We start from the raw sequence: 23,443 nt of genomic DNA, 5'->3' as shown, positions 1-23,443 counted from the left end.
GCAGGAGCGCCGGGCAGCGGCGCCCGGCCCCGCGTCAGCCCGCGAAGGCGGGCTGGGCCACGCCCTCGCCCGCGCCCGGCACGACCAGGAGCGAGCCGGCCAGCGGGGGCGCGGGGTCCAGGCCCACCCGGGCCGTGGTGACGTACAGGTCGGTCAGGCCCCGGCCGCCGAAGGCGCAGGCCGTGACCCGCGGGACCGGGAGTTCGATCACCCGGTCCAGGGCGCCGGCCGGGGTGTAGCGGCGTACCGCCGCGCCGTCCCACAGGGCCACCCACACGCACCCCCCGGCGTCGACGGTGAGGCCGTCGGGGAAGCCCGCGCCGTCCTCGACCTCGGCCAGCGGGCGCCGGCCGGTGACCCTGCCGGTGTCCGGGTCGTGGTCGAGCACGTCGATACGGCGGGTGGGGGTGTCGATGTAGTACATCAGGCGCCCGTCGGGGCTCCAGCCGGTGCCGTTGCTCACCGTCACGTCGTCGAGGACGGTTTCGGCGGTGCCGTCACCGGTGACGCGCGCGAGCGTGCCGCCGCCGGTGGCCTCGTCGTAGCGCATGGTGCCGGTCCACAGGGCGCCGTCGGGGGCGACGGCGGCGTCGTTGCCGCGGCGGCCGGGCACGGGCTCGTGGCGCAGCCAGCGGAAGGTGTCGTCGGGGTCGAGCAGGCCGACGCCGTCCCGCAGGTTGAGGACCAGGCCGCCGCCCGCCCGCGGCTTGACCGCGCCCACGTGCTGTTCGCTGCGGCGCAGGGTGCGCCGGCCGGTGGCCGGATCGTAGGTGTGGATCCGGGAACCCAGGATGTCGATCCACAGGAGGCGGCCGGCCGCCGCGTCCCAGGTGGGGCCCTCGCCCAGGGCGGACCGCGCCCGGACCGCGACCTCGTAGGAGGCGGCACCGCTCTTCGTCGTCATGACGCCCTCCGGTGGCCGAGTCGCTCGGACAGGTCGTCGGCGCCCTTGACGGCGAGCTGTTCCAGCTCGGCGAGACGGTCGTCGCTCCAGCGGATCATCGGTACGGAGATGGACAGCGCGGCGACCACCTGCCCGGTGCGGTCGCGGACCGGGGCGGCCACGCAGCTGACGTCCGGGTTGGACTCGCGGCTCTCCACGGCGACGCCCCGGGCACGGATCTGCGCGAGGGCCTCGCGCAGGGCGGTCGGGTCGGTGATGCTGTGGGAGGTCATCGCGGCCAGCCCGGCGTCGTCGGGCAGGCGCGCGGCGAGTTCCCTCTCGGGGAGGGAGGCCAGCAGCATCTTGCCCACCGAGGTGCAGTGCGCCGGCAGCCGGCGGCCGGCCGCGGACACCATCCGTACCGCGTGGGTGGAGTCCACCTTGGCGATGTAGATGACGTCGGTGTCCTCCAGGATCGCCACGTGCACCGTCTCGTCGCAGGTCTCGGCGACGGACCGGGCCACCTGCTGGCCCTCGGCGGCGAGGTCGAGGTGCTCGGCGTAGCGGGCACCGAGCTGGTACGGGCGGACACCGAGCCGGTAGCGGCCGGGCTGGCCGGTCACCGGGACGATGTACTTCCGGGCGGCGAGCGTGGTCACCAGTTCGTGCACGGTGGTGCGCGGCAGCTGGAGCCTGCGCACGATGTCGGGGGCGGAAAGAGTCCCGTCCCCTTCGAGGAAGAGCTCGAGAATGTCGAGAGCCCGGGTCACGGCTGGTACGAGGCGCCCCACGACCGGCCCCCTCCCTGTATGTCTCAGCCCGTTCGAGATACCAACAGGCGATCGGAATGACGAACACACAGGCTAACCATCCGGCTCCACCCGGGCAATGGCCTGCCGGAGAGCCGCTGCGTTTCCCACCGGACCTGCGAGTCCCGCGGCTCCTGCCACACCCGCCGGACCGGCCGCCCCTCCACCCACCGCCGAACCCCCCGCCCCCTCACCACACGGACCCTGCGGGCCACTGCCGCTCCCACAGGACCCGCCCTCCCACCGACTGAACCAACCCCCACCGGGCCGACCCGCCCCTCCACCCACCGCCGGACCCGCCGTCCCGGCCTCCGTGCCACCCCGCTCCAGACCGGCCGGACCGGCCGTCCCTCCGCCGGGCATCGGGGGCTGCTGGCCCCGCCGGCCTGCCGGACCGTCTCTCCACGCCGCTCGGCGCCGGTCCCGCCGGGGCCGGTGCCCCCGTTCAGTGGTGGCGGCCGGGGGTCCCCAGTTCGCCGCGGAGGCGTTGGGCGCGGAGGACCAGTTCGAGTTCGAAGCGGCGGTCCGGGTCGTCGATCTCGTCGCCCCACAGTTCGCGGATCTGCCGCAGCCGGTAACGGACGGTCTGCGGGTGCACGCCGAGCCGGGCCGCCACCTCGGGCGCGCCACCCCGGGTCTCCAGCCACGCCAGCAGCGTTTCCGCGAGCCGCCGCGCGTTCGTGGGGGCGCAGTGGGCCAGCGGGGCGAGGCACTTGAGCGCGAGGTCGTCGATGAGTTCCTCGGGCTGGAGCAGCACCAGCGCCTCGGTGTGCTGGGTGCAGCGCAGCATCTCGCCGTCGGGCAGCAGTCCGCGTTCCATCAGGCGCAGGGCGGCCTCGGCCCAGCGCAGCGACTTCGCCGCGTCGGCCGGCGGCACCGGCGGGCCGATCGCGCCGGACCAGCCGGCGAGCGCGCGGTGCAGCAGTTCGGGGCGACCGGCGGCGTCCGGCTCAGGAACGATCATGCGGGGCTGCTCGTACTCCATGTCGAGCAGCACCTCCTGGCCCACGGCGGGCGCGACCGCCTCACGCGCGGGGCGCCGCAGCACGCCCACCGCGACCTTCCCGGGCAGCGGCCAGCCGATGCGGGCGGCCCGCTCGGCGAGCGCGTCGGCGGGATCGCCCCGGTGGTGTTCGGTGAGCAGGAGCTCCATCAGCCGGCGCTGCAGCCGCAGCCGCTCCCCGGCCTGGCGGGCGGCCGCCTCGGCGTAGCCGCGTACGGACTGGTCGACCAGTCCGTCCAGGTACTCGTAGCCCGCGTCGACGAGTTCGTACATCGCGGGGGGCGGGATGTCGATGCGCTGGCCGATCTCGGCGAGCCGGCGCCAGGCCAGCCGGACACCGAGCCGGTAGATCGCCTGGAGCGAGTCGAGCGACCGCCCGTGCAGTCCCTCGCCGCGCCCGAAGTCGTGGAACATGCCGGGCGGAACGGTGGGACGGCCGGCCGAGTAGTCGGCATGCTCGAGGTGCTGCACGAACACCTCGATGGCGCGGCGGATGCCGACGAGTGCCATCGGTTCGCCCGAGTCGTCGAGGACGACGGGGAGCTCCGGGTACTCGCGCTGGATCTCGCTCATGATCTCTTCGGCGAGTCCAGGGATCTCGGCCATGGCGGTCTCGGCGAACCGGTGCACCTGGGTGCGCGGTACGTCGTGCCAGGCGGAGCGGGCCGTGACGGTTCTGGGCGCCGTCACCGGTCAGCTCCCCTGGCCCGCTTGTTCGTAGGTGATCAACGGTGTGTTCGGCTGGTCGGGCCGGGCATCGAGCAGCGCGACCACGCCGAGCGCGGCGCCCACGGCGAGGACCGTGGCGAGCGCGACCGTCAGCGCGGCGGCAAGCAGTCTGGACATCTCAGGGACAGCCTCTCTGTCGGAGGTTTCCCCACCCCCGCACGCTCGTCCGGCCACCCCTGCCCGTCGCTCCCCAGTGTCGAGTGCACATTGACACTGAGTCAAGGGGCGCCTACGGTTCCCGGCCCAGAGGGAGCACGGTCCCGGCCCGCAGGGGGTGCCGGATGGCTCCGCCCCTCTCGCACGCGCGTTTTCCTCCACGGAGTCGGCCCGTTCGCGCCGATCCGTCCCGAGCCTCTGGAGTGCCCGGATGCGCCGTACAGCCTCCCCTTTCTCCCTGGTCCTGCTGGGCCTCGGCACGTTTCTGCTGGTGCTGGCCCCCCTGCTGGCCTGGTACGTGCAGCCGCGTGCCGCGGTGAACCCGATCGACATCGACACCACCGCCGTCTACAAGGGCCGGGGCAGCGTGATCGACCTCGAGAAGGTCGAGACCGTGCCGGGTCGGACGATCACCGTCACCCAGAAGGTGCGCGGGAACGTCGAGGACAGCGAACGCAGCGGGAACGCCGTGTGGGACGTGACGACCACGGTCGACACCGACGCGTCGCTGCCGGCCGCCGATCCGCACGACGCGCTGGACTTCACCCCGCACCGCTGGGTGCTGGACCGCAGGACCACGAAGCCGGTGCACTGCTGCGAGGAGAAGCCGCACATCGAGGGCGAGGCGTACCTCAAGTTCCCCTTCGACGTGCAGAAACGCTCCTACCAGTGGTGGGACAACACCCTCGGCGACACGGTCGTGATGCGCTACCGGGGCACCGAGAAGGTGCAGGGACACACGGGCTACCGGTTCACCGCTTCGGTGCCGGCGACGAAGACCGGCACCCGGCTGGTGCCGGGCGCCCTCGTGGACGAACCGGACCGGCCGCAGGTGCTGGCCGAGGAGTGGTACTCCAACCACGGCCTCGAGCTGGTCGTGGACCAGGCCACCGGCCGGGTGATCTACGCGCAGACCGGCCCGCGGCGCACGCTGCGGGCACCGGGCGGGGACGAGGACGCCGCGGTGCTGCTGGACGCGGAGAAGCTCTCCTTCACGACCGGCACGCAGAAGGAGGCCGTGCGGCAGGCCAGGCGCGACAGCGGGCAGCTGCGCCTGGTGGGCGAGACCGTTCCGGTCGGCGCGGCCGTGGCGGGATGCGTGCTCGCGGTGGCCGGTGGGGTTCTGGTGGCACGTGGCCGGAAGGAAGAAGAACGTACCGATTCGCCCCGTACCGCCCAGTAGGCACTCACGGAGCTGCGTGACTTCGGGCCCAACAAGGTCCGAAATTGTCATCCCGGTGAGTAGCACTGGGGAACGTCTGGGCGAAAACTGTCCCACCCCACCCCCGCACAAGCCGTGCACGGCTCATGCCCAGGAAGGGCCCGAACGCTCTTGCTGGGCATGCGAGTTCCGATCGATGTCACCCCGCCCGTGCGAAGTCCGTACCCACCCGCCCACCCGTTCCGCACCCCCTGCACCACCTCGAACACCCCCTGCACCACCCCGCACCACCGCACCACCTTCGAACCCCCCGGCCTCACCCCGCACATGTCCCGCGTACCCCACGCATGGTTCCGCACCCCGAGACGAGTTGGAGCACCGATGCCCCAGCACGTGCCCTCGCAGCTGCGCGCGCCGCTCCCCGGCGTACCGCAGCGCCCTCCGGCACTCCCCGCGCATCCCCGCCGGATCGTCTTCCTCGCCCACCGCGATCTGGACAACCCCTCCGCCGGCGGCTCCGAGCTGCTGGTCGACCGGCTGGCCGACGGCCTGACCCGCATGGGCCACCAGGTCACCCTGTTGTGCGGGGGTCCCGCGGCGTTCCGCGACTACCGCGTGGTGTCGGCGGGCGGCACCTACGGCCACTACCTGCGCGCCCGTTCCGCCTTCACCCGTCAGGTCGGCGACTGCGATCTGCTGGTCGAGGTGTGCAACGGCATGCCGTACCTGGCACCGCTGTGGCATCGCGGGCCGACGCTGTGCCTGGTCAACCATGTGCACACCGACCTGTGGGGGATGCGCTTCGGTGGTCCGCTGGCTCCGGCGGCGCGGATCGGGCGCAGGCTCGAGCACTGGGCGCTGACCGGTGCCCGGCAACACGGGCTGCTGGTCGCCGTCTCGCCGTCGACCGCGAACGCGCTGCACGGCATCGGTGTGCCGCGCGAGCGGATCAGGGTCGTGCACAACGGTGTGGAGGAGCCCGGTCCGGGCACCGGACGTTCCCCTCAGCCGCTGTTCGTGGCGGTGGGCCGGCTCGTCGAGTACAAGCGGATCGATCTGCTGCTCAGGCTGTGGGAACGGGTGCGGCCGGTCACCGGCGGCCGGCTGGTGATCGTCGGCGACGGCCCCGAACGGGAGCGTCTCGAACGTCTCGCCGGTCCCGGTGTCGAGTTCACCGGCCATGTGTCCGAGGCGGAGAAGCACCGTCTGCTGTGTGCGGCCTGGCTGCTGCTGCATCCCTCCGCGGTGGAGGGATGGGGCCTGGTCGTCACCGAGGCGGCCACCCGCCGGACCCCGGCCGTCGCCTTCGACGTGCCCGGCCTCAGGGACTCCGTGGTGGACGGCGAGACCGGTGTGCTGGCGCGCGGCGAGTCCTCGTTCGCGGCGGCCTGGTGCGCCCTCGCCCTGTCCGGGGACCGGCGGGAGCTGATGGGCGAGGCGGCCAGGGAGCGCGCGGCCCGTTACCGCTGGGACCGTACCGTGCGGCAGTTCCGCGCGGTGGCGGCGGAGGCGGTGCGGGGCCCCCGGCCATGAGCGACGGACCCATGAGTGACAGGGGCATGACCGACGGCGGATCGGGTGACGGAGAGCCGGGTGGCAGACGCATGGGCGGCGGGACGGGCGGCAGGGGCACGGCCGGCGACCGGCTGAAGGACCCCTCGCCCCGCCGCTCCCTCGCCCTCTTCCGTGCCTTCCTGCGTGAGCAGGAGGACCCCGACGCCTGCTACGCGCTGCTCGCCCGGGACGCCGCCGACCAGGTCGAGGCGTACGGCGGTCCCGTGGCGGGCCGGGTCGTGGTCGACGTCGGCGGCGGCAACGGGCACTTCACCGAGGAGTTCCGCCGCCGCGGCGCGGACGCCTTCCTGTTCGAACCGGACGTGCGGGAGCTGGCCGGGAAGCCGCCCGGGGGGACCGTGGTCGCGGACGGCTATCTGCTGCCGCTGTGCGACGGCGCCGCGGACGTGACGTTCTCGTCCAACGTCCTGGAGCACGTGGCCGATCCGCAGACCTTCCTCAGCGAGCTGGCCCGGGTGACCCGGCCGGGCGGGCTCATCTACGTGTCGTTCACCAACTGGCTCTCGCCGTGGGGCGGACACGAATGGGCCCCGTGGCACTATCTCGGCGCCGAGCGGGCCCGCGCCCGCTACCGGCGCCGTACCGGCAGGCCCGCCAAGCACACGCTCGGCGAGAACCTCTTCCCGGTGCACATCGGCACCACCCTGCGGCAGGTACGGGGCCGCGCCGACGTACGCATCGTCTCGGCGCGCTCCCGCTACTGGCCGTTCCTCACCGAGACCGTGGTCAAGGTGCCCGGTCTGCGTGAGTTCGCTACGTGGAACCTCCTCCTCATCCTCCGGCGGTGTCCCGAATGACGACCACGGTCCAGGCTCCCCCTCCGGCAGCCGTCCCTCGTACCGCGACCTCCGCGGGCCCGCCCCGGGGCCCGCGGTCGCGGCGCTGGCTGCTGGGCTTCTGGGCGGTGGTGTTCGTCCTGCTCCTGGCGGTGCAACCGGGGCGGCAGACCTTCGACACCAAGCTGGGTGTCACCGTCGACCCGGGGCGGTTCCTCGCCGACCTCGGCCAGCTGTGGCAGGACCAGGGGTCGTTCGGCGGGGTCAACAACCAGTACGTCGGCTACCTGTGGCCGATGCTGCCGTTCTACTGGCTGGGCGACCTGGTGCGGCTGCCGGTGTGGCTGGCCGAGCGGCTGTGGCTGTCGCTGATCGTGTCCGTCGCGTTCTGGGGCGCCCTGCGTCTCGCCGAGCGGCTGCGTGTGGGCAGCGGGGCGTCCCGGCTGCTCGCGGCGGCGGCGTACGCGCTGTGGCCGCTGTTCACGACGGTGATCGGCTCGACGTCGGCCGCCGCCCTGCCGGGCGCGTTGCTGCCGTGGGTGCTGCTGCCGCTGGCGGACGAGCGGTACACGGCCCGGGTCGCGGCCCTGCGTTCGGCCCTGCTCGTCCCGTTCATGGGCGGGGTCAACGCGGCCTCGACGCTGGCGTCCCTGCTGCCCGTGGGCCTGTACCTGCTGTCCCGGCCGCCGGGACCGCGCCGGCGGAAGCTGATCGCCTGGTGGGCCCCCGCCGTGGCGGTGGCGACGGCCTGGTGGTGGATCCCGCTGCTGCTGCTCGGCGTGTACGGCGAGAACTTCCTGCCCTACGTCGAGACCGCGCGGACCACGACGGACACCATGGCGGCCACCGAGGCGCTGCGCGGGGCCGGGAACTGGGTGGCGTATCTGCACTTCGGTGAGGCGTGGCTGCCCGCGGGCTGGACCGTCGCCTCCTCGGCGGTGGTGATCGTCTGCTCGGCGCTCGCGGCCGCTCTGGGCCTGGCGGGGCTGGCCCGGCGGGACCTGCCGGAGCGCCGCTGGCTGGTGCTGACGGTCCTGGTGACGGTGCTGGTGCTGCTCGCCGGGTACGGCGGCGCGTTCGGCGCCCCGTTCCACGGGGTCGTGCAGGACTGGCTGGACGGCTGGCTGTCGCCGTTCCGCAACGTCTACAAGTTCCAGACGGGCCTGGCGCTCGCCCTGGTCCTGGGCCTGGCCCATCTGGTGGGCACGGGGCGGGCGCTTCGCGCCGCTGGCCGCCGCGGTGCTGATCCTGCCGGGGCTGATGTGGCCGTACCTCAACGGGTCGATCCTCGGCCCGGGTTCGTTCCAGGAGATCCCCGCGTACTGGCGGGCCACGGCCGACTGGCTGGAGGAGAACTCCCCGGACTCGCGGGCGCTCGTCGTGCCGGCGACCGCGCACGGCATCCACACCTGGGGCTCGACCATCGACCAGCCGCTCGACGTGGTCGCCGGCTCCCGCTGGGCACAGCGCGACTACGTGCCGTTCGGCACCCCGGGCAACCGGCGGGCCATGGACGCGGTCGAGCAGGCCCTGCTGACCGGCGCCGAAGTGCCGGGGCTCGCCGACTACCTGAGCCGCGCCGGCCTCCACTACGTCGTCGTCCGCAACGACCTCGACCCGGACCAGGTCGGGCAGGTGCCGACCACGACGGTCAAGCGCACCCTCACGCAGTCCGGGTACGAACGGGTCACCGGGCTCGGTCCGGTGACGACCGGCGGAGTCATCGCGAACGGCACCCCGCTGCAGGTCGAGGGGCTGTACCCGCAGCAGCGGGCCGTGGAGATCTACCGTCCGACCGGGGCGGACGTCCGACGCCCGGGGCAGGCCTCGCTGGCCCCGATCGCCGACACCGCCGTGGTCTCCGGCGGCCCGGAGGCGCTGCTGCCGCTGGCCGGCGAGCTGCGCGGCCGGCCGGCCGTGCTGACCGGCGACGCCCATCCGGGGCTCGGCACCCCGCCGTTGCAGGTGACCGGCGACGGGATGCGGTACGCGGACACCCGGTTCGGCCTGGTCAACTCCAACACGTCGTACACGTACACCCGCGACGAGCGCAACGCGCCCGACGCCACGCAGGGCGCGGGGGAGAAGCCGCACCAGATCCTGCCGACGGAGGGCCTGGACCACCAGACGGTGGCCGAACTGCGCGGCGCCCGCACGGTGTCGGCGTCCTCGTACGGCAACTGGCTGTTCCACCTGCCGCAGTACGACCCGGTGAACGCCTTCGACGGCAACCCGGACACGGCCTGGGCGGAGGGTTCGGCCGGCTCGCCGGACGGGCAGTGGCTGCGGATCGCCTTCGACGGCGGCTACGAGATGCCGGACTCCCTCGGGATCGTCCCGCTGCCGCAGGACGGTGTGCGGGCCGCGGCGACCAAGGTGCGGGTGGAGACCGAGCGCGGTTCGGAGACCAGCTTCCTCCAGGCGAACGGCACCAAGCAGGACGTCAAGGCGCCCGAGGGCGCGACGGGTTGGATGAAGCTGACGATCGTCGACTCGGTGGCACGGCACTCCGGTCTGGGCGGCGCGGGCTTCTCCGAGATCGACCTGCCGGACGTGCGGGTGACCCGGCTGCTGCGGCTGCCCACGGACGCGGAGAACTCGACCGCCGGCGCGCAGGTCGTCTCGCTGCACCGCTCGGCCGACCCGACCGGCCTGTCCCCGGCGGGCACCGAGAACGGGCTGCACCGCGTGTTCACCACGGGCACGGCGGGCACCTACGAGGTCGAGGCGAGCGCGGTGGCCGTGCCGGGCGAGGCGCTGGACCGGCTGCTGTACGACGTGGCGCCCGAGCAGCAGGCCCGGATCACCGCCACCGCCGACTCCACCGCCCGCCTCGGCGCGGGCCTGACCGCCCGCAACCTCACCGACGGCGACCTGACCACCGCCTGGATCGCGGGCGGCAGGCCCGTCGTTCATCTGAGCTGGGAGGGCAAGCAGCCGGTGGGCGAGATCGTGCTGGCGGCCGCGGGCGGCCTGTCCACCCGGCCGACCGAGGTGCACATCAGCTCCCCGGACGGCGCGGCGATCGCGAACGTCGACGACAACGGCATGGTCCGCTTCCCGCCGATCACCACGGACCGGCTCGACATCACCATCACCCGGACCGCCCCGCTCACCCTGCACAACCCCGTCGTCGGCGACGACCTGAGCCTGCCGGTGGGACTGACCGAGGCCTACATACCGGCGCTCGACGAGTACCGCACCCCACAGCCGTCCGCCGACCGGGAGTTCACCCTGGAGTGCGGCAGGGGGCCGGTGGTCGCCGTCGACGGCGAGCTGTACGAGACCGGCGTGAAGGGCACGGTCGGGGACCTGGTCGAGCGGCGTCCGGTGGACGTGACGCTCTGCCAGGAGGGAGACGGGAAAACGGCGTTGGAGCTGTCCACCGGCAGGCACCGGGTCGAGACCGGTGACGCGGGACCGCTCACCGTGACCTCCGTGACCCTGACCCGCGGCACCGTGCCGGACGCCTCGGCGGCCGAGCGCGAGCTGGAGGTCAGGGACTGGCTGGGCGACCGGCGGGAGCTGTCGGTCGGCTCCGGAGCCGCCTCGTACCTCACGACGTACGAGAACTACAACGACGGCTGGACGGCCACCCTGAACGGCGAGGAACTGACACCGCTGCGGCTGGACGGGTGGCAGCAGGGCTGGCGGATCCCGGCGGGCGAGAGCGGCACCGTGAAGCTGTCCTACGGCCCCGCCACGACCTACGACGCCGCCCTGATCGGCAGCGGGGCCGGGATCGCGGTGCTGATCGGGCTGGCGCTGTGGCGCCGGAAGGCCGAGAACCCCGACGCCCCGCAGCCCGAGCCGGCGGCGCCCGGGCTGTGGCTGGGCACGGTGGCGCTGACGCTGGTCGGCGTGGTCGTCGCGGGCTGGTGGGCCCTGCTGGTCCCGGCACTGGCGCTGCTCGCGTGGCGCAGGGCCGCCCTGCTGGTACCGGTGGCGCTCGCCGCCCTCGCGGGAGCGGGGATCGCGGCGGCCCTCGGGGCCGGGGAACCGGCGGGTGCGGGCGAGGGCGCCTTCGGGCACGTGGCGCAACTGCTGGCGCTGATCGGACTGTTCGCGGCGCTGGTGGGCCTGGGCGGCCCGGGGTCCGGGCGCGCGGTGCGGGAGGACGGCCGGGGGTCCGGACGGACGGACGACGGGACCGGGACGGCCGCGGGCGGGCCCGCGGCGGCCGGGGCCGGTTCCACCGAGTGGCAGCGGTCCTTCGACGGACCGGACCACCGTACGGCCGAGCTGCCTCCGGTGCCCTCACGCGTTCCGGCGCGCCGGCCGCCACCCGGCCTGGAGAAGTCCACCCGGCAGCTTCCCCGCACCCACGGCACGGGAGGCCCGGACGACCCGAACAACTCGGACGGCTCGAGCGGCTCGAGCGGCTCGACGGGAAGGGGCGGCACCGGATGACCGCACCCCTTCGCATCCCGTTCCCCGTGGTGGACGAGGTGTCCCGGCACTGCCTCCAGGAGGAGGAGCCGGAGACGGTGCACATCGAGGTGCACCTCCCCGGGGAACTGGACCCCGGCCGCCTGCGCAAGGCGTTCCTCGAGGCCCTGCGCCGGCACCCGCGCATCCTCATGCGCGAGGCCCCGGGCCCCTGGTACCGGCGCCGCTACGAGTGGGAGCTGACCGACGAACCCGACGCGGAGGTGGTGCGCTTCGCGCCGCCGGGTCCGGGCGCCCTGCGGGACGCCCGCGCCCGGGCCCTGACCCAGGCACCCCCGCTCACCGCCTCCCCGCCGATCCGCCTGGAGCTGGTGAACGCCCCGAGTGCCACCGAGACCGGCAGGAGCGGACCGGCCGACGGCGCGGACGCGGCAACGGACAGGAAAAGAGCCGCCGGAGCGGGCGGCGCGCGGGCCGGCGGGGCAGGAGACACTGCGGTCGCCGGAGCGGGCGACAGGCCGGCCGACGGCACGGGCCGCGGAACGGGCAACGGAACGGCCGGCCGGCCGGCCGCCCCGACAGGCAGCGCGCTGCTCCTCACCGTCAACCACACCGCGCTCGACGGTCCCGCCTGCCTGCGCATCCTGGCCACCGCCGCCGAGATCTACGGCGGCCGGGACAACTCCGCCGCCGCCCCGCCGGTACGGCGGCCCGAGCCCGCGCAGGCCGGCGCGCCGGACACGCCCTCCCCCTGGTCGCCGCCCGCCCGCGTGGCCCCCGGCACCCCGGACCCGGACCAGCGCACCGGCAACGGGCTGATCGTCTCCGAACTCCCCCTGCCGCACCGGCCCAAGGGAGCCCCGTACACCGTCAACGACCAGCTCATGGTCGCCACCGCCCTGACCCTCGCCCGCTGGAACCGCGAGCGCGGCGCCCGCCCGCGCCCGTTGCGCATCACCATGCCCGTGGACGACCGCCCCAGGGACGCCACGATGCCCATCGGCAACGGCACCCGGCTGGTCGAAGTCCCCTTCGCCCTCGCGGAACTGGACACCTGCGACCTGTCCGGCCTGCTCCACCGCACCGCTCTGCGCACCCGTGCCCTGAAGTCCCTCTCCCGCCCCCCACTGGGCCGCGGGGCGAACCTGCTGACCGCGCCCTGGGCCCCGGTCGCCGCCCGCCGGGTCCTCGCCCGCGCCCTGCGCAGGGCCGCGGCGCCCCTGCTGTCGACCACGCTGCTCAGCAACATCGGCCGCATCCCGTACCCGCTGGACTTCGGCGAGGAGGCGGGCAGCGCACACGCGGTGTGGTTCTCGGCGCCGTCCCGGATGCCGCGCGGCCTCACCTTCACCACCGCCTCCACCGCGGGCCGGCTCCATCTGTCCGTGCGCTGGTCCCGGGCGCTGCTGGGGCAGGCGGACGGCGCCCGCCTCCACGACCTCTTCGCCCACCATCTGCACTCCACGGAGGCAACCCCGTGACGACCACCGCGACCACCGCCTCCCCTCCCCGCGACCTGCGCGACTTCTACGAGAACCCCGCCGTCCCGGTGGCCTCGGGCCCCTCCCGCAGCCTCCGCCAGGCCCGGATGCTCGCCGGAGCACTCGGCCCGGCCGGTGCCCGGGGCGCGCGGACGATCCTCGACATCGGCTGCGGCGACGGCTCCGCCGCGGCCACGGCCGCACCCCTCCTGCACGGCCACCGCCTCGTCGGCGTCGACTGGTCCCAGGACGCCCTGGTGCGGGCCCGCCCCCGGATGCCGTACGCGGTGCGCGGCGAACTCACCGGCGGTGGGCTGCCGTTCGCCTCCGGGGTGGCCGACGCGGTGCTGTTCAGCGAGGTGATCGAGCATCTCGTCGACCCGGACGCGGCCCTGGAGGAGATCCACCGGGTGCTGCGCCCCGGGGGCCATCTGATGCTGTCCACCCCCAATCTGGCCGCCTGGTACAACCGTGCGCTGCTGCTGGCCGGGGTGCAGCCGGTGTTCTCCGAGGTCAGCCTGCGCGCTGTCCACGGCAGGCCGGGCTCGGAGGTGGTGGGACACCTGCGGCTGTACACCGCCCGAGCGCTGCGGGAGTTCGTCGCCGCGTCCGGTTTCACCGTCGTACGCCTCGAAGGCGCTCCGTTCCACGGGGTGCCGCGTCCGCTGCGGATGCTGGACCGGCTGGCCTGTGCCCGGCCGCCGCTCGCCTCGATCCTGCTGCTGCACGCCCGCCGGACGTAAGGGGGGCCGGGGACGATGTGGTGGGGAGTGGCCGCTGCCCTGGTGTCGAACGTCCTGTACAGCGGCGGGTTCGTCCTGGAGAAGCGGGCGCTGTCCACCCTGCCCGAGGTATCGGTCCACCGGCCGGCGCGGCTGCTGCGGCTGGTGCTCGGCAACCCGCTGTGGATCGTCGGGGCCCTGTCCCTCGCCGCCGGTTTCGCCGCACAGCTCGCGGTGTACCGGACCCTGCCGATCGCCGCCGCCCAGGGCCTGTTCGTCTCCGGCCTGGTGCTCCTCGTGATGCTGTCGGCACGGCTCCTGGGTGAGGAGACCACCGGCCGGGAACGGTACGCGCTGGGCGCCATCCTGCTCGCGCTGCTGATGGTGGTGCTGTCCCTGAAGGGGGGCGGCGAGGGCGCCGACACCGTCGGCCGTCACGCGCCGTACCAGCTGATCCTGCTGGTGTGCGTGCCGTCGCTGGCTGCCGGGGTGTGGCTCTACCGCTCCGCCGAGCGCCGGGCCCGGCGCCGGCACCGGATGCCGACCACCGGCGTCGAGTACGGGGTAGCCGTCGGCCTGCTCTACGGCGTCAGCTCGCTCGCCGTCAAGGGCGTGTCGAGCCATCTGACGGCCAGTGGCGTCGGCGACGCGGTGCTCGGGCTGCTGCGTTCCCCGTATCCGTATCTGCTGCTGTTCACCGGCGCGTTCGGCCTGGTGCTGTCGCAGGCGGCGCTCCAGCGCTGCCGGGCCTCGCTGATCGTGCCGGTCTGCACGACCGTGACCTGCCTGTACACGGCGGTGCTCGGCACGCTGTCGTTCGGCGAGGAACTCCCCGACGAACCGCTGCGGCTGGGCCTGCGCGTGGCGGGCACGGTGCTCGCGGTCACCGTGCTGCTGGCCATGCCGAAGCACGACACCGCACCGCGACAAAGTACCCCTACGAAGGAGTTGACTCCGCCGTGAAGCCCGACGACCCGCTGCTGAGGATTCTGGCCTGCCCGCTCGACAAGGGTCCGCTGCACCTGCTCCCCGCCACCGCGGACGCCGACGGTCACGGGGACGGCCTTCCCGGGGAGGCGCTGTACAACCCTCGCCTGCACCGCCGTTATCCGATCGTCGACGGCATCCCGCAACTGCTCCCGTCCTCCGGCGAGCAGGTCTCGGACGAGGAGCACGCGAGACTGCTGGCGCGTGTGTCCGAGGACCGCACCGGGCGTCCCGGGGCTCCGGGGGCGACCCCGTGACGGAGGGCCGGCCGCGGGTCACGCTCGCCGCCCGTGCGGCGTCCGTCCTGCCCACCCGGGTCGTGGCCGCCGCCGCCCGCGCGGTCTACCCGCGCTTCGAACCCGAGCTGGCCCGGCTCGCCGACCTGTGCCCGCCGGACTGCGGCACGGCGGTCGACGTCGGTGGCTGGTACGGCCCCTGGACGCACCGGCTGGCCCGGCGTGCCCGCCAGGTGGTGACCGTCGAACCGGTCCCCCACCTGGCGCGGCTGCTCGTCTCCGGCGCCCCGCCGAACGTCCGTGTGATCCGCGCGGCGGCCTCGGACCGCACCGGGATCGCCCGGCTGTGGCTGCCGCCGGACGACGGCGGCGACCGGGGCGTCTCCTCCCTGGTGCGCCGGGACATCCACGGCCACGCCCTGGACGTCACCTGCGTCACGCTGGACGGACTGGGCCTGAAGGACGTCGGTTTCATCAAGATCGACGTGGACGGCAACGAGTCGGCGGTGCTGCGCGGTGCCACCGGCATCCTCGCCCGCGACCGCCCGGCGCTCTTCGTGGAACTGGAGTCCCGCATCCAGCCGATCGCGCCCGTGGTCACCTACCTGTCCCTGTTGGGCTACCACGGCTGGGTGCTGCCCGACGACGCCTGGGTCCCCCTGGCCCGTTTCCCGCTGGAGGCCCATCAGGCCAGGGCCTCCTACGTCGTCTCGCACGGCCTGCTCCGCCGCGTCCTGCCGCACGGCGGGCTCAGGGGTCCGCGCTACGTGAACTCGGTGCTGTTCCTCCCGGACGGCAGCCGCCCCGGAGCGCCCCCGGTGGGCGACGATGGTTCCCGTGCCTCCCGCGAAAACCCCCGGTAGTCCGTCCGGCCCGTCCAGCCCCTCCGGCCCGTTGACCCCGCTCGACTTCCAGCTCGTCCTGCTGCGTCGCATGGCCGACCACAATCCCGGCCTGGTCGAGGACGCCCGTCACGAACTGGGCGTCTCCCCCGCCGGGATGCGCGAGGCCAACAGGCGCTGGCAGGCCGTGGTCCGCTCGCCGCGCCCGCGTTCGGCCCGTTCCAGGTACCGGTCCGTGCTCGGCGAGCCGGAGTCCCGGGTCCGGCGCCGGATCGGCGACCTCGACTGCGAGGCGTCGCGGTGGCGGCTCCCGCTCTGGCCGGACCTCCGCTTCGAGATCCTGACCGCGCCCGACGGCACCGTCTGGAACGAGTGGCTGGTCCGCGCGCCCGACGCCGACCCGCCTCTCCTGCGCACCGTCGAGGACCTGACGCCGTGGTCCTGCACGGTCGACGAGGCCGCCCGCGCCTTCGCCCCGGCCCGCCCGCTCGAAGGCACCGCCCCCGCCCGGTGGGGCCTCGCCCTCGTCGCACCGGATGTGCGGGGCGTGCGGCACGAGGTGGTCGCGGAGTTCACCTGGGGCCTGCTGCAACGGACCACGCCCGGACCACGGACCGGAGCCGGCGGGCCGCCGCCCGGATGATCGCGTCCACCACCCGGGGGTCACGAGGGCTGTGCCGAACACGGTGGGCCCCCTCCACGGCATACCAGCGACTGGCCGAGCGCGAGGCCGACAGGACGCACGGCTGACCCCGCCTGCCGCCCGCACCGCACATCGGCGACCATGAAGGCCGGCCGCACGACCTCACACCCCACGACCCGCCCGCCCCGCACCAGTCCACCGCACCACCCGACGGTCAAGGAGTACGACGCGTGTCCTCTCTCTTCCCGGCCCTGACCGACAGCCGGGCCGGCGGCCCCGCAGCCGGCCGGCCCGCCCTCCGGTTCGGCGAGCGCTCACTGACGTACGGGGAACTGGCCGCCGCGGCCGGCCCGGTCGCCGGGGCCGTCCGGGAGGCGCGGCGGGTCGCCGTCTGGGCGACGCCGACGCTGGAGACGGCGGTCGCGGTCACCGCGGCGCTGCTCGCCGGGGTGACCGTGGTGCCCCTGAACCCGAAGTCGGGAGGGAAGGAACTCGGCCACATCCTGTCCGACAGCACCCCGGACCTGGTCCTCGCCGCGCCCGGCCAGGAACTGCCGGAGGCACTGGCCGGTCTGCCCCGCCTGGACGTCGACCCGGCCGACCGCGCCCCCGGCACGCTCCCCGGGGACAGCGCGGGCGACGAGGACCCGGCCCTGGTCGTCTACACCTCCGGCACCACCGGCCCGCCCAAGGGCGCCGTCATCCCCCGCCGTGCGATCGCCACCACCCTGGACGCGCTCGCCGACGCCTGGCAGTGGACCGGCGACGACGTCCTCGTCCACGGGCTCCCGCTGTTCCACGTGCACGGGCTGGTCCTGGGCGTCCTGGGCCCGCTGCGCCGGGGCGGCTCGGTGCGTCACCTCGGCAGGTTCACCACCCGGGGGGTGACCCGGGAGCTGAGCACCGGCGCGACCATGCTGTTCGGTGTGCCGACGATGTACCACCGCGTCGCGGAGTCGCTGTCCACCGAGCCGGAGCTGGCCACGGCGCTGGCCGGGGCGCGGCTGCTGGTGTCGGGGTCGGCGGCGCTGCCCGTGCACGACCACGAGCGGATCGCGGCGGCCACCGGACGCCGGGTCGTCGAGCGGTACGGCATGACGGAGACGCTGATGAACACCAGCGTCCGCGCGGACGGCGAGGCCCGCCCCGGCACCGTGGGCGTGCCGCTGCCGGGCGTGGAGCTGCGGCTGGTGGAGGAGGACGGGTCCCCGGTGACGGCGTACGACGGTGAGACCGTGGGCGAGATCCAGGTGCGCGGCCCGAACCTGTTCACCGAGTACCTGAACCGGCCGGACGCCACAGCGGGCGCCTTCACCGCCGACGGCTGGTTCCGTACCGGCGACATGGCGGTGCGCGATGCCGACGGCTGTGTCCGGATCGTCGGCCGCAAGGCCACCGACCTGATCAAGAGCGGGGGTTACAAGATCGGTGCCGGGGAGATCGAGAACGCGCTGCTGGAGCACCCCGGCGTCCGGGAGGCCGCGGTGACCGGGGAGCCGGACGCCGACCTGGGCGAGCTGATCGTGGCGTGGATCGTCCCGGCGAATCCTCAATCGCCCCCTGCTCTCGAGGAGTTGGCGGACCATGTCGCCCACCGTCTGGCCCCGCACAAGCGTCCGCGGGTGCTCCACCACCTCACCTCGCTCCCCCGCAACGACATGGGGAAGATCATGAAGCGGGCGCTGCGTCATGACTGACCGGCTCTCCGCACGCGAGACCGTCGCGCGCGTCGCCGACGATTCCACGTTCACCGAACTTCCTTACCCCTACCGGGAGTCCGCCCCCGACGGCCCGCTCGGCTGGCCGGGTTACGACGCCTTGCGCGCCCGTGCGGCCGAGCGCACCGGTGAGCAGGAGTCGGTGGTCTGCGGCACCGCCCTGGTCGAGGGCGTCCGGGCCGTGCTGATCGCCTTCGAGTTCGGCTTCCTCGGCGGTTCGCTGGGCGAACACACCGGCGACCGGCTGGTGTCGGCGTACGCGCATGCCCGCGAGCACCGGCTGCCGGTCGTCCCGCTGGTCGCCACCGGCGGCAGCCGGATGCAGGAGGGCATGCTCGCCCTCACCCAACTCCAGCGGGTGGCGCGCGAGTCGGTGCTCACCAGGGAAGCCGGGGCGGTACAGATCGCGGTGGTCCGGGACCCGACGACGGGCGGCGGCTGGGCCACCCTGGGCGCGGGCGCCGACGTGGTCCTCGCGCTGCCCGGCGCACAGGTCGGCTTCGCCGGCTCGCGGGTCCGCCCGACGGACGCCGACCCGGCGGCGTACACGGCCGAGGCGCAGGTGGCGGCGGGCACGGTGGACGCCGTGGTCCCGCCGGAGGACCTGCGTGGCACGCTGGGCCGGTGGCTGCGGCTGCTGACCAGCCCGTCCACCACCCCGGCCGCTCCACCGCGACCGCTGGGCACGGACCCGGGTGACCTTCCGGCCACCGGCCGGGACGCCGTACAGCGTGCCCGATCCCCCGAACGCCCCCGCGCACACGCCTACCTGGACGCGTACTTCACCCACCGCGTGGCGATCAACGGCGATCGCTGCGGCGGCACCGATCCGCAGGGCGTGCTCTGCGGCTTCGGCGAGCACGAGGGCCGTACGGTCGCCTACGCGGCGCAGACCGGGACGGCGACCCGTCCCGCCGGGTACCGCACCGCCGCCCGGCTGGTCCGGCTCGCGGACCGGCTCGGCATCCCGGTGCTGACCCTGGTGGACACCCCGGGCGCGGCCAACGACGCGGAGGCGGAACAACAGGGCGCGGGGGCGGCCATCGCCGACCTGTTCGCCGCGGTGGCCGCCGCCCGCACCCCGGTCACCACGCTCGTCGTCGGCGAGGGCGGCTCCGGCGGCGCGCTGGCCCTGGCGGCACCGGGCAACACCTGGGCCACACCCGACAGCTACTTCTCGGTGATCGCACCGGAGCTCGCGGCGGCGATCCTCAAACGTCCCCCTCAGGAGACGGAGGCCACGGCGGACCGGCTCCGCGTCCGCCCCCAGGACCTGGTGGACCTGGGCGTCGTACGGGGCATCGTCGGCCACCACGCCCACGACCCCGGTCGACGTCACGACGACAGGTGAACCGGGGGCCACCCGCGGCCCACGCGGTCGCCTCCGGCCCCGAACCTCTTCCCACGTGCGGCAGGCGGAGCACAGGACCGGGCCGCCCACGACCACCCGCGCCCGCGTCGGTGACGGCATCGGCATCGGCATCGGCATCGGTGGGGAGGCAGCCACCGCCTTCTTCCCTCAGCACCTCGGCCGAGCCCCCGACGGGGACAGGGCCGGTGAAAGGCTCGGGGCCGTCCCTGCGGTTGCCGTGCCCCACCCCCGTTCAGCGGCCCCCCGCCCGGCCCTCCACGAGAGGCGGCGGCCCCCGCCCGCGCGCACGATGGTCCTGAGGTTCGCCGTCCGGCGGCCCGCAGAACCGCGCACTCGGGAGGATCTGCCGTGACCGCCAGTCTGGAGCAGTTGCGCCGCTGCCACTTCGCCGTCGACCTGGGAGCGGCCCGTACCCGGGTCTACGTCAAGGGTGCCGGGCTCGTCGTCGACCAGCCGTCCGCCGCCGCCGTGAACACCCGTACCGGTGCGCTGATCGCGGTCGGTGAGCTCGCGGAGCGGATGACCGGACGGACGCCGAGCTACATCCGTGTCGTACGGCCCGTCTCGGGCGGCACCGTCGTCGACATCGAGATGGCGCAGCGCATGCTGCGCCATCTGCTCGGCGAACGGATCCGCCGCGCCCTGCGCCGCAGGCCCCGGCTGCGCGCCGCGGCATCCACCCCGCACGACGCCGATCCGCTGGCCCAGCGCGCCACGATCGAGACGCTGGTCGGGCTGGGTGCCCGCCGGGTGGAGCTGGTCGACACGCTCATCGCGGCCGCCGTCGGCTGCGGACTGCCCGTGGAGCGTCCCGAGGCGACCATGATCCTGGTGTGCGGGGCGGCGACCACGCAGGTGGCCGTGCTCTCGCTCGGCTCGATCGTGACGGCGGAGCGCATGTCCGTCGGCGGGGACGCCGTGGACCACGCCATCGTCCAGCACCTGCGCCACCAGCACGAGCTGATGCTGCCGAGCCAGTCCGTACGGCCGCTGCAGGTGGCCCTGTCCGGCAACGGGCTCACCCCTCACGGCCCGGAGTCGACGGAGATCCACGGCCGGGACGTCGCCACCGGCCTCGCCCGCTCGGTCAAGGTCGACACGGCGGCCGTGCGGCACGCCATCCAGACCCCGCTGACGGCCGTACTGGACGGGATCGGCAAGGTGCTGCGGGGCTGCCCGCCCGACCTGGTCGCCGACCTCGCCGACCGCGGGATCATGATGGTCGGCGGCAGCGCCCTGCTGCCGGGCCTCGACCAGATGCTGCGGCAGGCGACGGGCATGCCGGTCCACATCGCCGAGCGGCCGGACGTGTGCGCCGTCCAGGGCCTGGGCGCCATGCTGGAGGGCAAGATCGCCCCCCTGGTGCTGAACCCCCTGGCGACCTGATCCACCGGACCTCCGTAACCGGCCGGAATTCCGGCCGGTTACGAACGAGGGGTGTAGGGCGCGGCAAACCGGGCAGGCGCTTTCGCGAGCACTGCACGGACCGTATACGTTTTGCACCACTCCCGCCCCGCGCTCCCGCGTTTCCTGCCGCCCGATCCGTACGCCCCACGGCCCGCATGCATACCGACCCAGGCGGTGACATGACCTTCGCGGCTCCACCCCCTTCCTCGGGAAGACGAAACACGCTGGTCATCGGTGGGCGCATGGACGGGAACCGGGCCCTGCTCACCCCACGCGGCGAACTGGTCCACGGCAGCGCCGAGACCCTCGCCCGGAAGCTGGCCCAGCTGCCCGCCCGCACGGCCCGGGTCGACCTGGACATGAGCGGCGTGCGCTTCATGGACACGGCGGGACTGCGGTTCCTGGACGTCCTGCGCGACCACGGCAGCCGGCGGTCGGTGCCGGTCACGGCCACCCGCTGGAGCGGTCAGCCGCGCCGCATCCTGGCGCTCGTCGGCCTGGACCCCACCGACCCCCTGCGCTCCCGGAGCCGGGGCGACGTCCCCACCCCGGTGACGGCCCCGGGACCGGCGCGGCGGCCACCCGTGCGGGTACGGGAGGACGAGGTCGAACAGCTCCGGCGGGAGATCGCCGCCCGTCCGGCCGTCGACCGGGCCCGCGGCATCCTCATGGCCGCCCACGGCTGCGGCTCGGACGCCGCCTGGCACATCCTGCGCGAGACCTCCCGTCTGTCCGGCGCCCCGCTCCACACGGTCGCCGCCGCCGTCACCGCCGACACCGACCGGGCGGGCCCCCGCCCTCCGCAGGAGGTACGGGAGGCCCTGGCCACTGCCCTGGCCCGCCACCTGCCCTGAGCCGGAGCGGACACCCCGGCCGCGGGCGGAGGTCCGGACATCGCCGTCATGCTGCCGGAGACGGCACACTTGGCGCGGATTCCCGTCACCCGTCCCGGACGACCCGTACCGCCACAGGAAAAAGCCCGGTCGGGAGATCACGGCCGGTCGTCGGCGTCCGCCGGGCGGCGGTGCCGGGTCAGGAGGGTGCGCCCACCGGCACGTCCGGCCGCAGCTCGCCGTCCTCGTCGAGGTCCGGCGGGATCGTGGACAGCGCGCTCGCGTGGAGGTCCTTGGTCCGCAGCATCGGGAAGCCGACGAGCGCAGCGACGAATCCGAGGATCGCGCAGAGGGTCATGGCGGCGTGGAACGCGGTCATGAACGCGTCCCGCCCGGCAGTGCCGCCGCTGCGAGCCATGAGCCGACCCCCTTCAGCCACACGAAACGTCCACCATCGTGGATACCAATGCCTCTGACGCCCAGAACATGCCCACGCGGTGCGCGGGACCACCGGGAGCGAGGCGGGGCTCGGGGCACTGCTTCGACCGGATCCGGCGAGGGCCGAACTGCCGGAACGCCGGGACACCCGGCATCCGGGAACGGCTGGGGTCGTCGGCCGGCCGAAGGGGGTGTGGCGGAGCGAGCAGGACTCGAACCCGCGGCCGACGGATCATGAGAGGGGCCTGGATGGGGTACCGACGGGTACCGAAGCCGCCCACGGCGAGCCGCCGCTGCCCGGAACCCGCGGGTAGAAGTCATTCTTCCCAGGTCGAGACGGGCCGCTTCGGATCAGAACGGCGTGACCCGGCGGGAGGGGAACCGGGGGAGGGGGGCTTCCCCCGAAGCGTGGACACCGTTTGCTATGCGGCAGGGGCCGGCGTAGCCGATCGCTGTTCGAAGGCGATCGGGCTGATGTAGCCAAGCCCCGAGTGCCTGCGTCGCGTGTTGTAGCGGGTGACCCACCGGAACACCGCGAGGCGGGCCTCGCGTGCTCCTGACCAGTGCCTCTTCCCTTGGAAGGTCTCTCTTTTCAGGGTTGCGTTGAAGCTCTCCGCGGCGGCGTTGTCCGCGCTGGTGCCGACCGCTGCGCGCGAGCGGGTCACACCGAGCCGGCGGCGCACCTTCGCGAACTCCTTCGATGCGTATTGCGCGCCGTTGTCGCTGTGGAAGACCGCCCCGTCGAGGCTGCCGCCCCGGGTGCGGGCGGCGGCTTCGAGCGCGTCGGTGACCAGCCCGGTGCGCATGTGGTCGGCGATCGACCGGCCCGCGAGCCGCCTGGAATGCAGGTCCAGCACCGTTGCGAGACAGAGGAACCGGCCATCGCCGATGGGCAGATGCGTGATGTCGCCGACGTACCTGGTGTTCGGTGCGTCGGCGGTGAAGTCGCGCCGCAGCAGGTCCGGCACCGGGGCCGCTTCCGGCTCGGGGATCGTGGTGCGGACCTTCCTGCGCAGGTGCACGCCCTGGAGGCCGATGCGGCGCATCACCCGCTCGACGCGCTTGTGGTTGACGTCGCTCCCGGCGGCCTTCAGCTCGGCGGTGACGCGCGGGATGCCGTAGGTGCCGTCGGACTCCTTGTGGATCTCCCGGATCCGCCGGGCGAGGCGGGCATCGTCCCGGGCTCGCGCCAGGCGGGCCGGGGCGGCCTTCAGCCACCGGTGGAACCCGGACCTGGAGACCTCCAGGACCCGGCACAGCCGCTTGACGCCGAACGCGCCTC

At 74.2% G+C, this 23,443-nt stretch carries 19 protein-coding genes and 1 pseudogene; 14 read left to right on the top strand and 6 right to left on the bottom strand.

Translation table 11 applies throughout. The annotated features are described in order from the left end of the window. Nucleotides 1-34 precede the first annotated feature (34 nt). The 4 genes from TU30_RS15105 to TU30_RS36480 all read right to left on the bottom strand — a co-directional run bounded on the left by TU30_RS15105 (nucleotide 35) and on the right by TU30_RS36480 (nucleotide 3,541). Nucleotides 35-904, bottom strand: coding sequence for an SMP-30/gluconolactonase/LRE family protein (locus tag TU30_RS15105; RefSeq protein ID WP_042169921.1), 870 nt, complete (start codon nucleotides 902-904; stop codon nucleotides 35-37). Further along, a complete protein-coding gene (locus TU30_RS15100) occupies nucleotides 901-1,674 on the bottom strand; it encodes an IclR family transcriptional regulator (protein WP_042169919.1) in 774 nt (257 codons plus the stop codon). Before TU30_RS15100 ends, TU30_RS15105 begins: the two co-directional genes overlap by 4 nt. 463 nt (nucleotides 1,675-2,137) lie before the next feature. Beyond that, the gene (locus TU30_RS15095) at nucleotides 2,138-3,385 is read right to left on the bottom strand and encodes a CdaR family transcriptional regulator (protein WP_042169917.1); all 1,248 of its coding nucleotides are present in this window, start codon (nucleotides 3,383-3,385) and stop codon (nucleotides 2,138-2,140) included. 3 nt (nucleotides 3,386-3,388) lie between these two features. Next, a complete protein-coding gene (locus TU30_RS36480; protein WP_176726280.1) occupies nucleotides 3,389-3,541 on the bottom strand; it encodes a hypothetical protein in 153 nt (50 codons plus the stop codon). 250 nt (nucleotides 3,542-3,791) lie between these two features. Between TU30_RS36480 and TU30_RS15090 the strand changes: the two genes are divergently transcribed. The 14 genes and pseudogenes from TU30_RS15090 to TU30_RS15020 all read left to right on the top strand — a co-directional run bounded on the left by TU30_RS15090 (nucleotide 3,792) and on the right by TU30_RS15020 (nucleotide 21,744). Then, nucleotides 3,792-4,763, top strand: a complete 972-nt coding sequence (locus TU30_RS15090) for a DUF3068 domain-containing protein (RefSeq protein WP_042169915.1) — start codon at nucleotides 3,792-3,794, stop codon at nucleotides 4,761-4,763. Nucleotides 4,764-5,123: 360 nt separating this feature from the next. Then, nucleotides 5,124-6,275, top strand: coding sequence for a glycosyltransferase family 4 protein (locus TU30_RS15085; RefSeq protein WP_042169913.1), 1,152 nt, complete (start codon nucleotides 5,124-5,126; stop codon nucleotides 6,273-6,275). A 71-nt stretch (nucleotides 6,276-6,346) separates the two neighbouring features. After that, nucleotides 6,347-7,114, top strand: a complete 768-nt coding sequence (locus tag TU30_RS15080) for a bifunctional 2-polyprenyl-6-hydroxyphenol methylase/3-demethylubiquinol 3-O-methyltransferase UbiG (protein ID WP_042169912.1) — start codon at nucleotides 6,347-6,349, stop codon at nucleotides 7,112-7,114. Beyond that, a pseudogene (locus TU30_RS15075) lies at nucleotides 7,111-11,503 on the top strand (alpha-(1->3)-arabinofuranosyltransferase family protein). Before TU30_RS15080 ends, TU30_RS15075 begins: the two are co-directional and overlap by 4 nt. Beyond that, the gene (locus TU30_RS15070) at nucleotides 11,500-12,963 is read left to right on the top strand and encodes a condensation protein (protein WP_042169910.1); all 1,464 of its coding nucleotides are present in this window, start codon (nucleotides 11,500-11,502) and stop codon (nucleotides 12,961-12,963) included. Before TU30_RS15075 ends, TU30_RS15070 begins: the two are co-directional and overlap by 4 nt. Next, nucleotides 12,960-13,706: a class I SAM-dependent methyltransferase gene (locus TU30_RS15065; protein WP_042169909.1), complete on the top strand. Its 747-nt coding sequence runs from the start codon at nucleotides 12,960-12,962 to the stop codon at nucleotides 13,704-13,706. The genes TU30_RS15070 and TU30_RS15065 overlap by 4 nt, the downstream gene beginning before the upstream one ends. A 27-nt stretch (nucleotides 13,707-13,733) precedes the next feature. Beyond that, nucleotides 13,734-14,648 carry a hypothetical protein gene (locus TU30_RS15060; RefSeq protein ID WP_042169907.1) on the top strand — a complete coding sequence of 305 codons (915 nt, stop codon included), beginning with the start codon at nucleotides 13,734-13,736 and terminating at the stop codon, nucleotides 14,646-14,648. Then, complete coding sequence (locus TU30_RS15055; RefSeq protein ID WP_042169905.1) at nucleotides 14,645-14,929, top strand: Trm112 family protein; 285 nt, start codon at nucleotides 14,645-14,647, stop codon at nucleotides 14,927-14,929. Before TU30_RS15060 ends, TU30_RS15055 begins: the two co-directional genes overlap by 4 nt. 62 nt (nucleotides 14,930-14,991) lie before the next feature. Beyond that, complete coding sequence (locus TU30_RS15050; RefSeq protein ID WP_042170291.1) at nucleotides 14,992-15,771, top strand: FkbM family methyltransferase; 780 nt, start codon at nucleotides 14,992-14,994, stop codon at nucleotides 15,769-15,771. Next, nucleotides 15,737-16,393, top strand: a complete 657-nt coding sequence (locus tag TU30_RS15045) for a hypothetical protein (protein ID WP_042169903.1) — start codon at nucleotides 15,737-15,739, stop codon at nucleotides 16,391-16,393. Before TU30_RS15050 ends, TU30_RS15045 begins: the two co-directional genes overlap by 35 nt. A gap of 230 nt (nucleotides 16,394-16,623) precedes the next feature. Next, nucleotides 16,624-18,090, top strand: a complete 1,467-nt coding sequence (locus tag TU30_RS15040) for an acyl-CoA synthetase (RefSeq protein WP_042169900.1) — start codon at nucleotides 16,624-16,626, stop codon at nucleotides 18,088-18,090. Then, nucleotides 18,083-19,462: a carboxyl transferase domain-containing protein gene (locus tag TU30_RS15035; protein ID WP_042169898.1), complete on the top strand. Its 1,380-nt coding sequence runs from the start codon at nucleotides 18,083-18,085 to the stop codon at nucleotides 19,460-19,462. The genes TU30_RS15040 and TU30_RS15035 overlap by 8 nt, the downstream gene beginning before the upstream one ends. Nucleotides 19,463-19,831: 369 nt before the next feature. Further along, a complete protein-coding gene (locus TU30_RS15025; protein WP_042169893.1) occupies nucleotides 19,832-20,869 on the top strand; it encodes a rod shape-determining protein in 1,038 nt (345 codons plus the stop codon). Between the two features lie 263 nt (nucleotides 20,870-21,132). Beyond that, nucleotides 21,133-21,744, top strand: coding sequence for an ANTAR domain-containing protein (locus tag TU30_RS15020; RefSeq protein ID WP_107068469.1), 612 nt, complete (start codon nucleotides 21,133-21,135; stop codon nucleotides 21,742-21,744). Nucleotides 21,745-21,922: 178 nt separating this feature from the next. On the opposite strand, the gene TU30_RS15015 is transcribed toward TU30_RS15020, so the two are convergent. Together TU30_RS15015 and TU30_RS15010 are read right to left on the bottom strand one after the other, a co-directional pair. Next, nucleotides 21,923-22,141: a hypothetical protein gene (locus TU30_RS15015; RefSeq protein WP_042169889.1), complete on the bottom strand. Its 219-nt coding sequence runs from the start codon at nucleotides 22,139-22,141 to the stop codon at nucleotides 21,923-21,925. A 442-nt stretch (nucleotides 22,142-22,583) separates the two neighbouring features. Next, nucleotides 22,584-23,443: IS3 family transposase (locus TU30_RS15010; RefSeq protein ID WP_042169885.1), on the bottom strand; the 860-nt coding region annotated here is incomplete at its 5' end.

Source organism: Streptomyces sp. NBRC 110035 (assembly GCF_000829695.1).
GTDB lineage: Bacteria > Actinomycetota > Actinomycetes > Streptomycetales > Streptomycetaceae > Streptomyces.
This window is presented reverse-complemented; position numbering and strand designations above follow the sequence as displayed.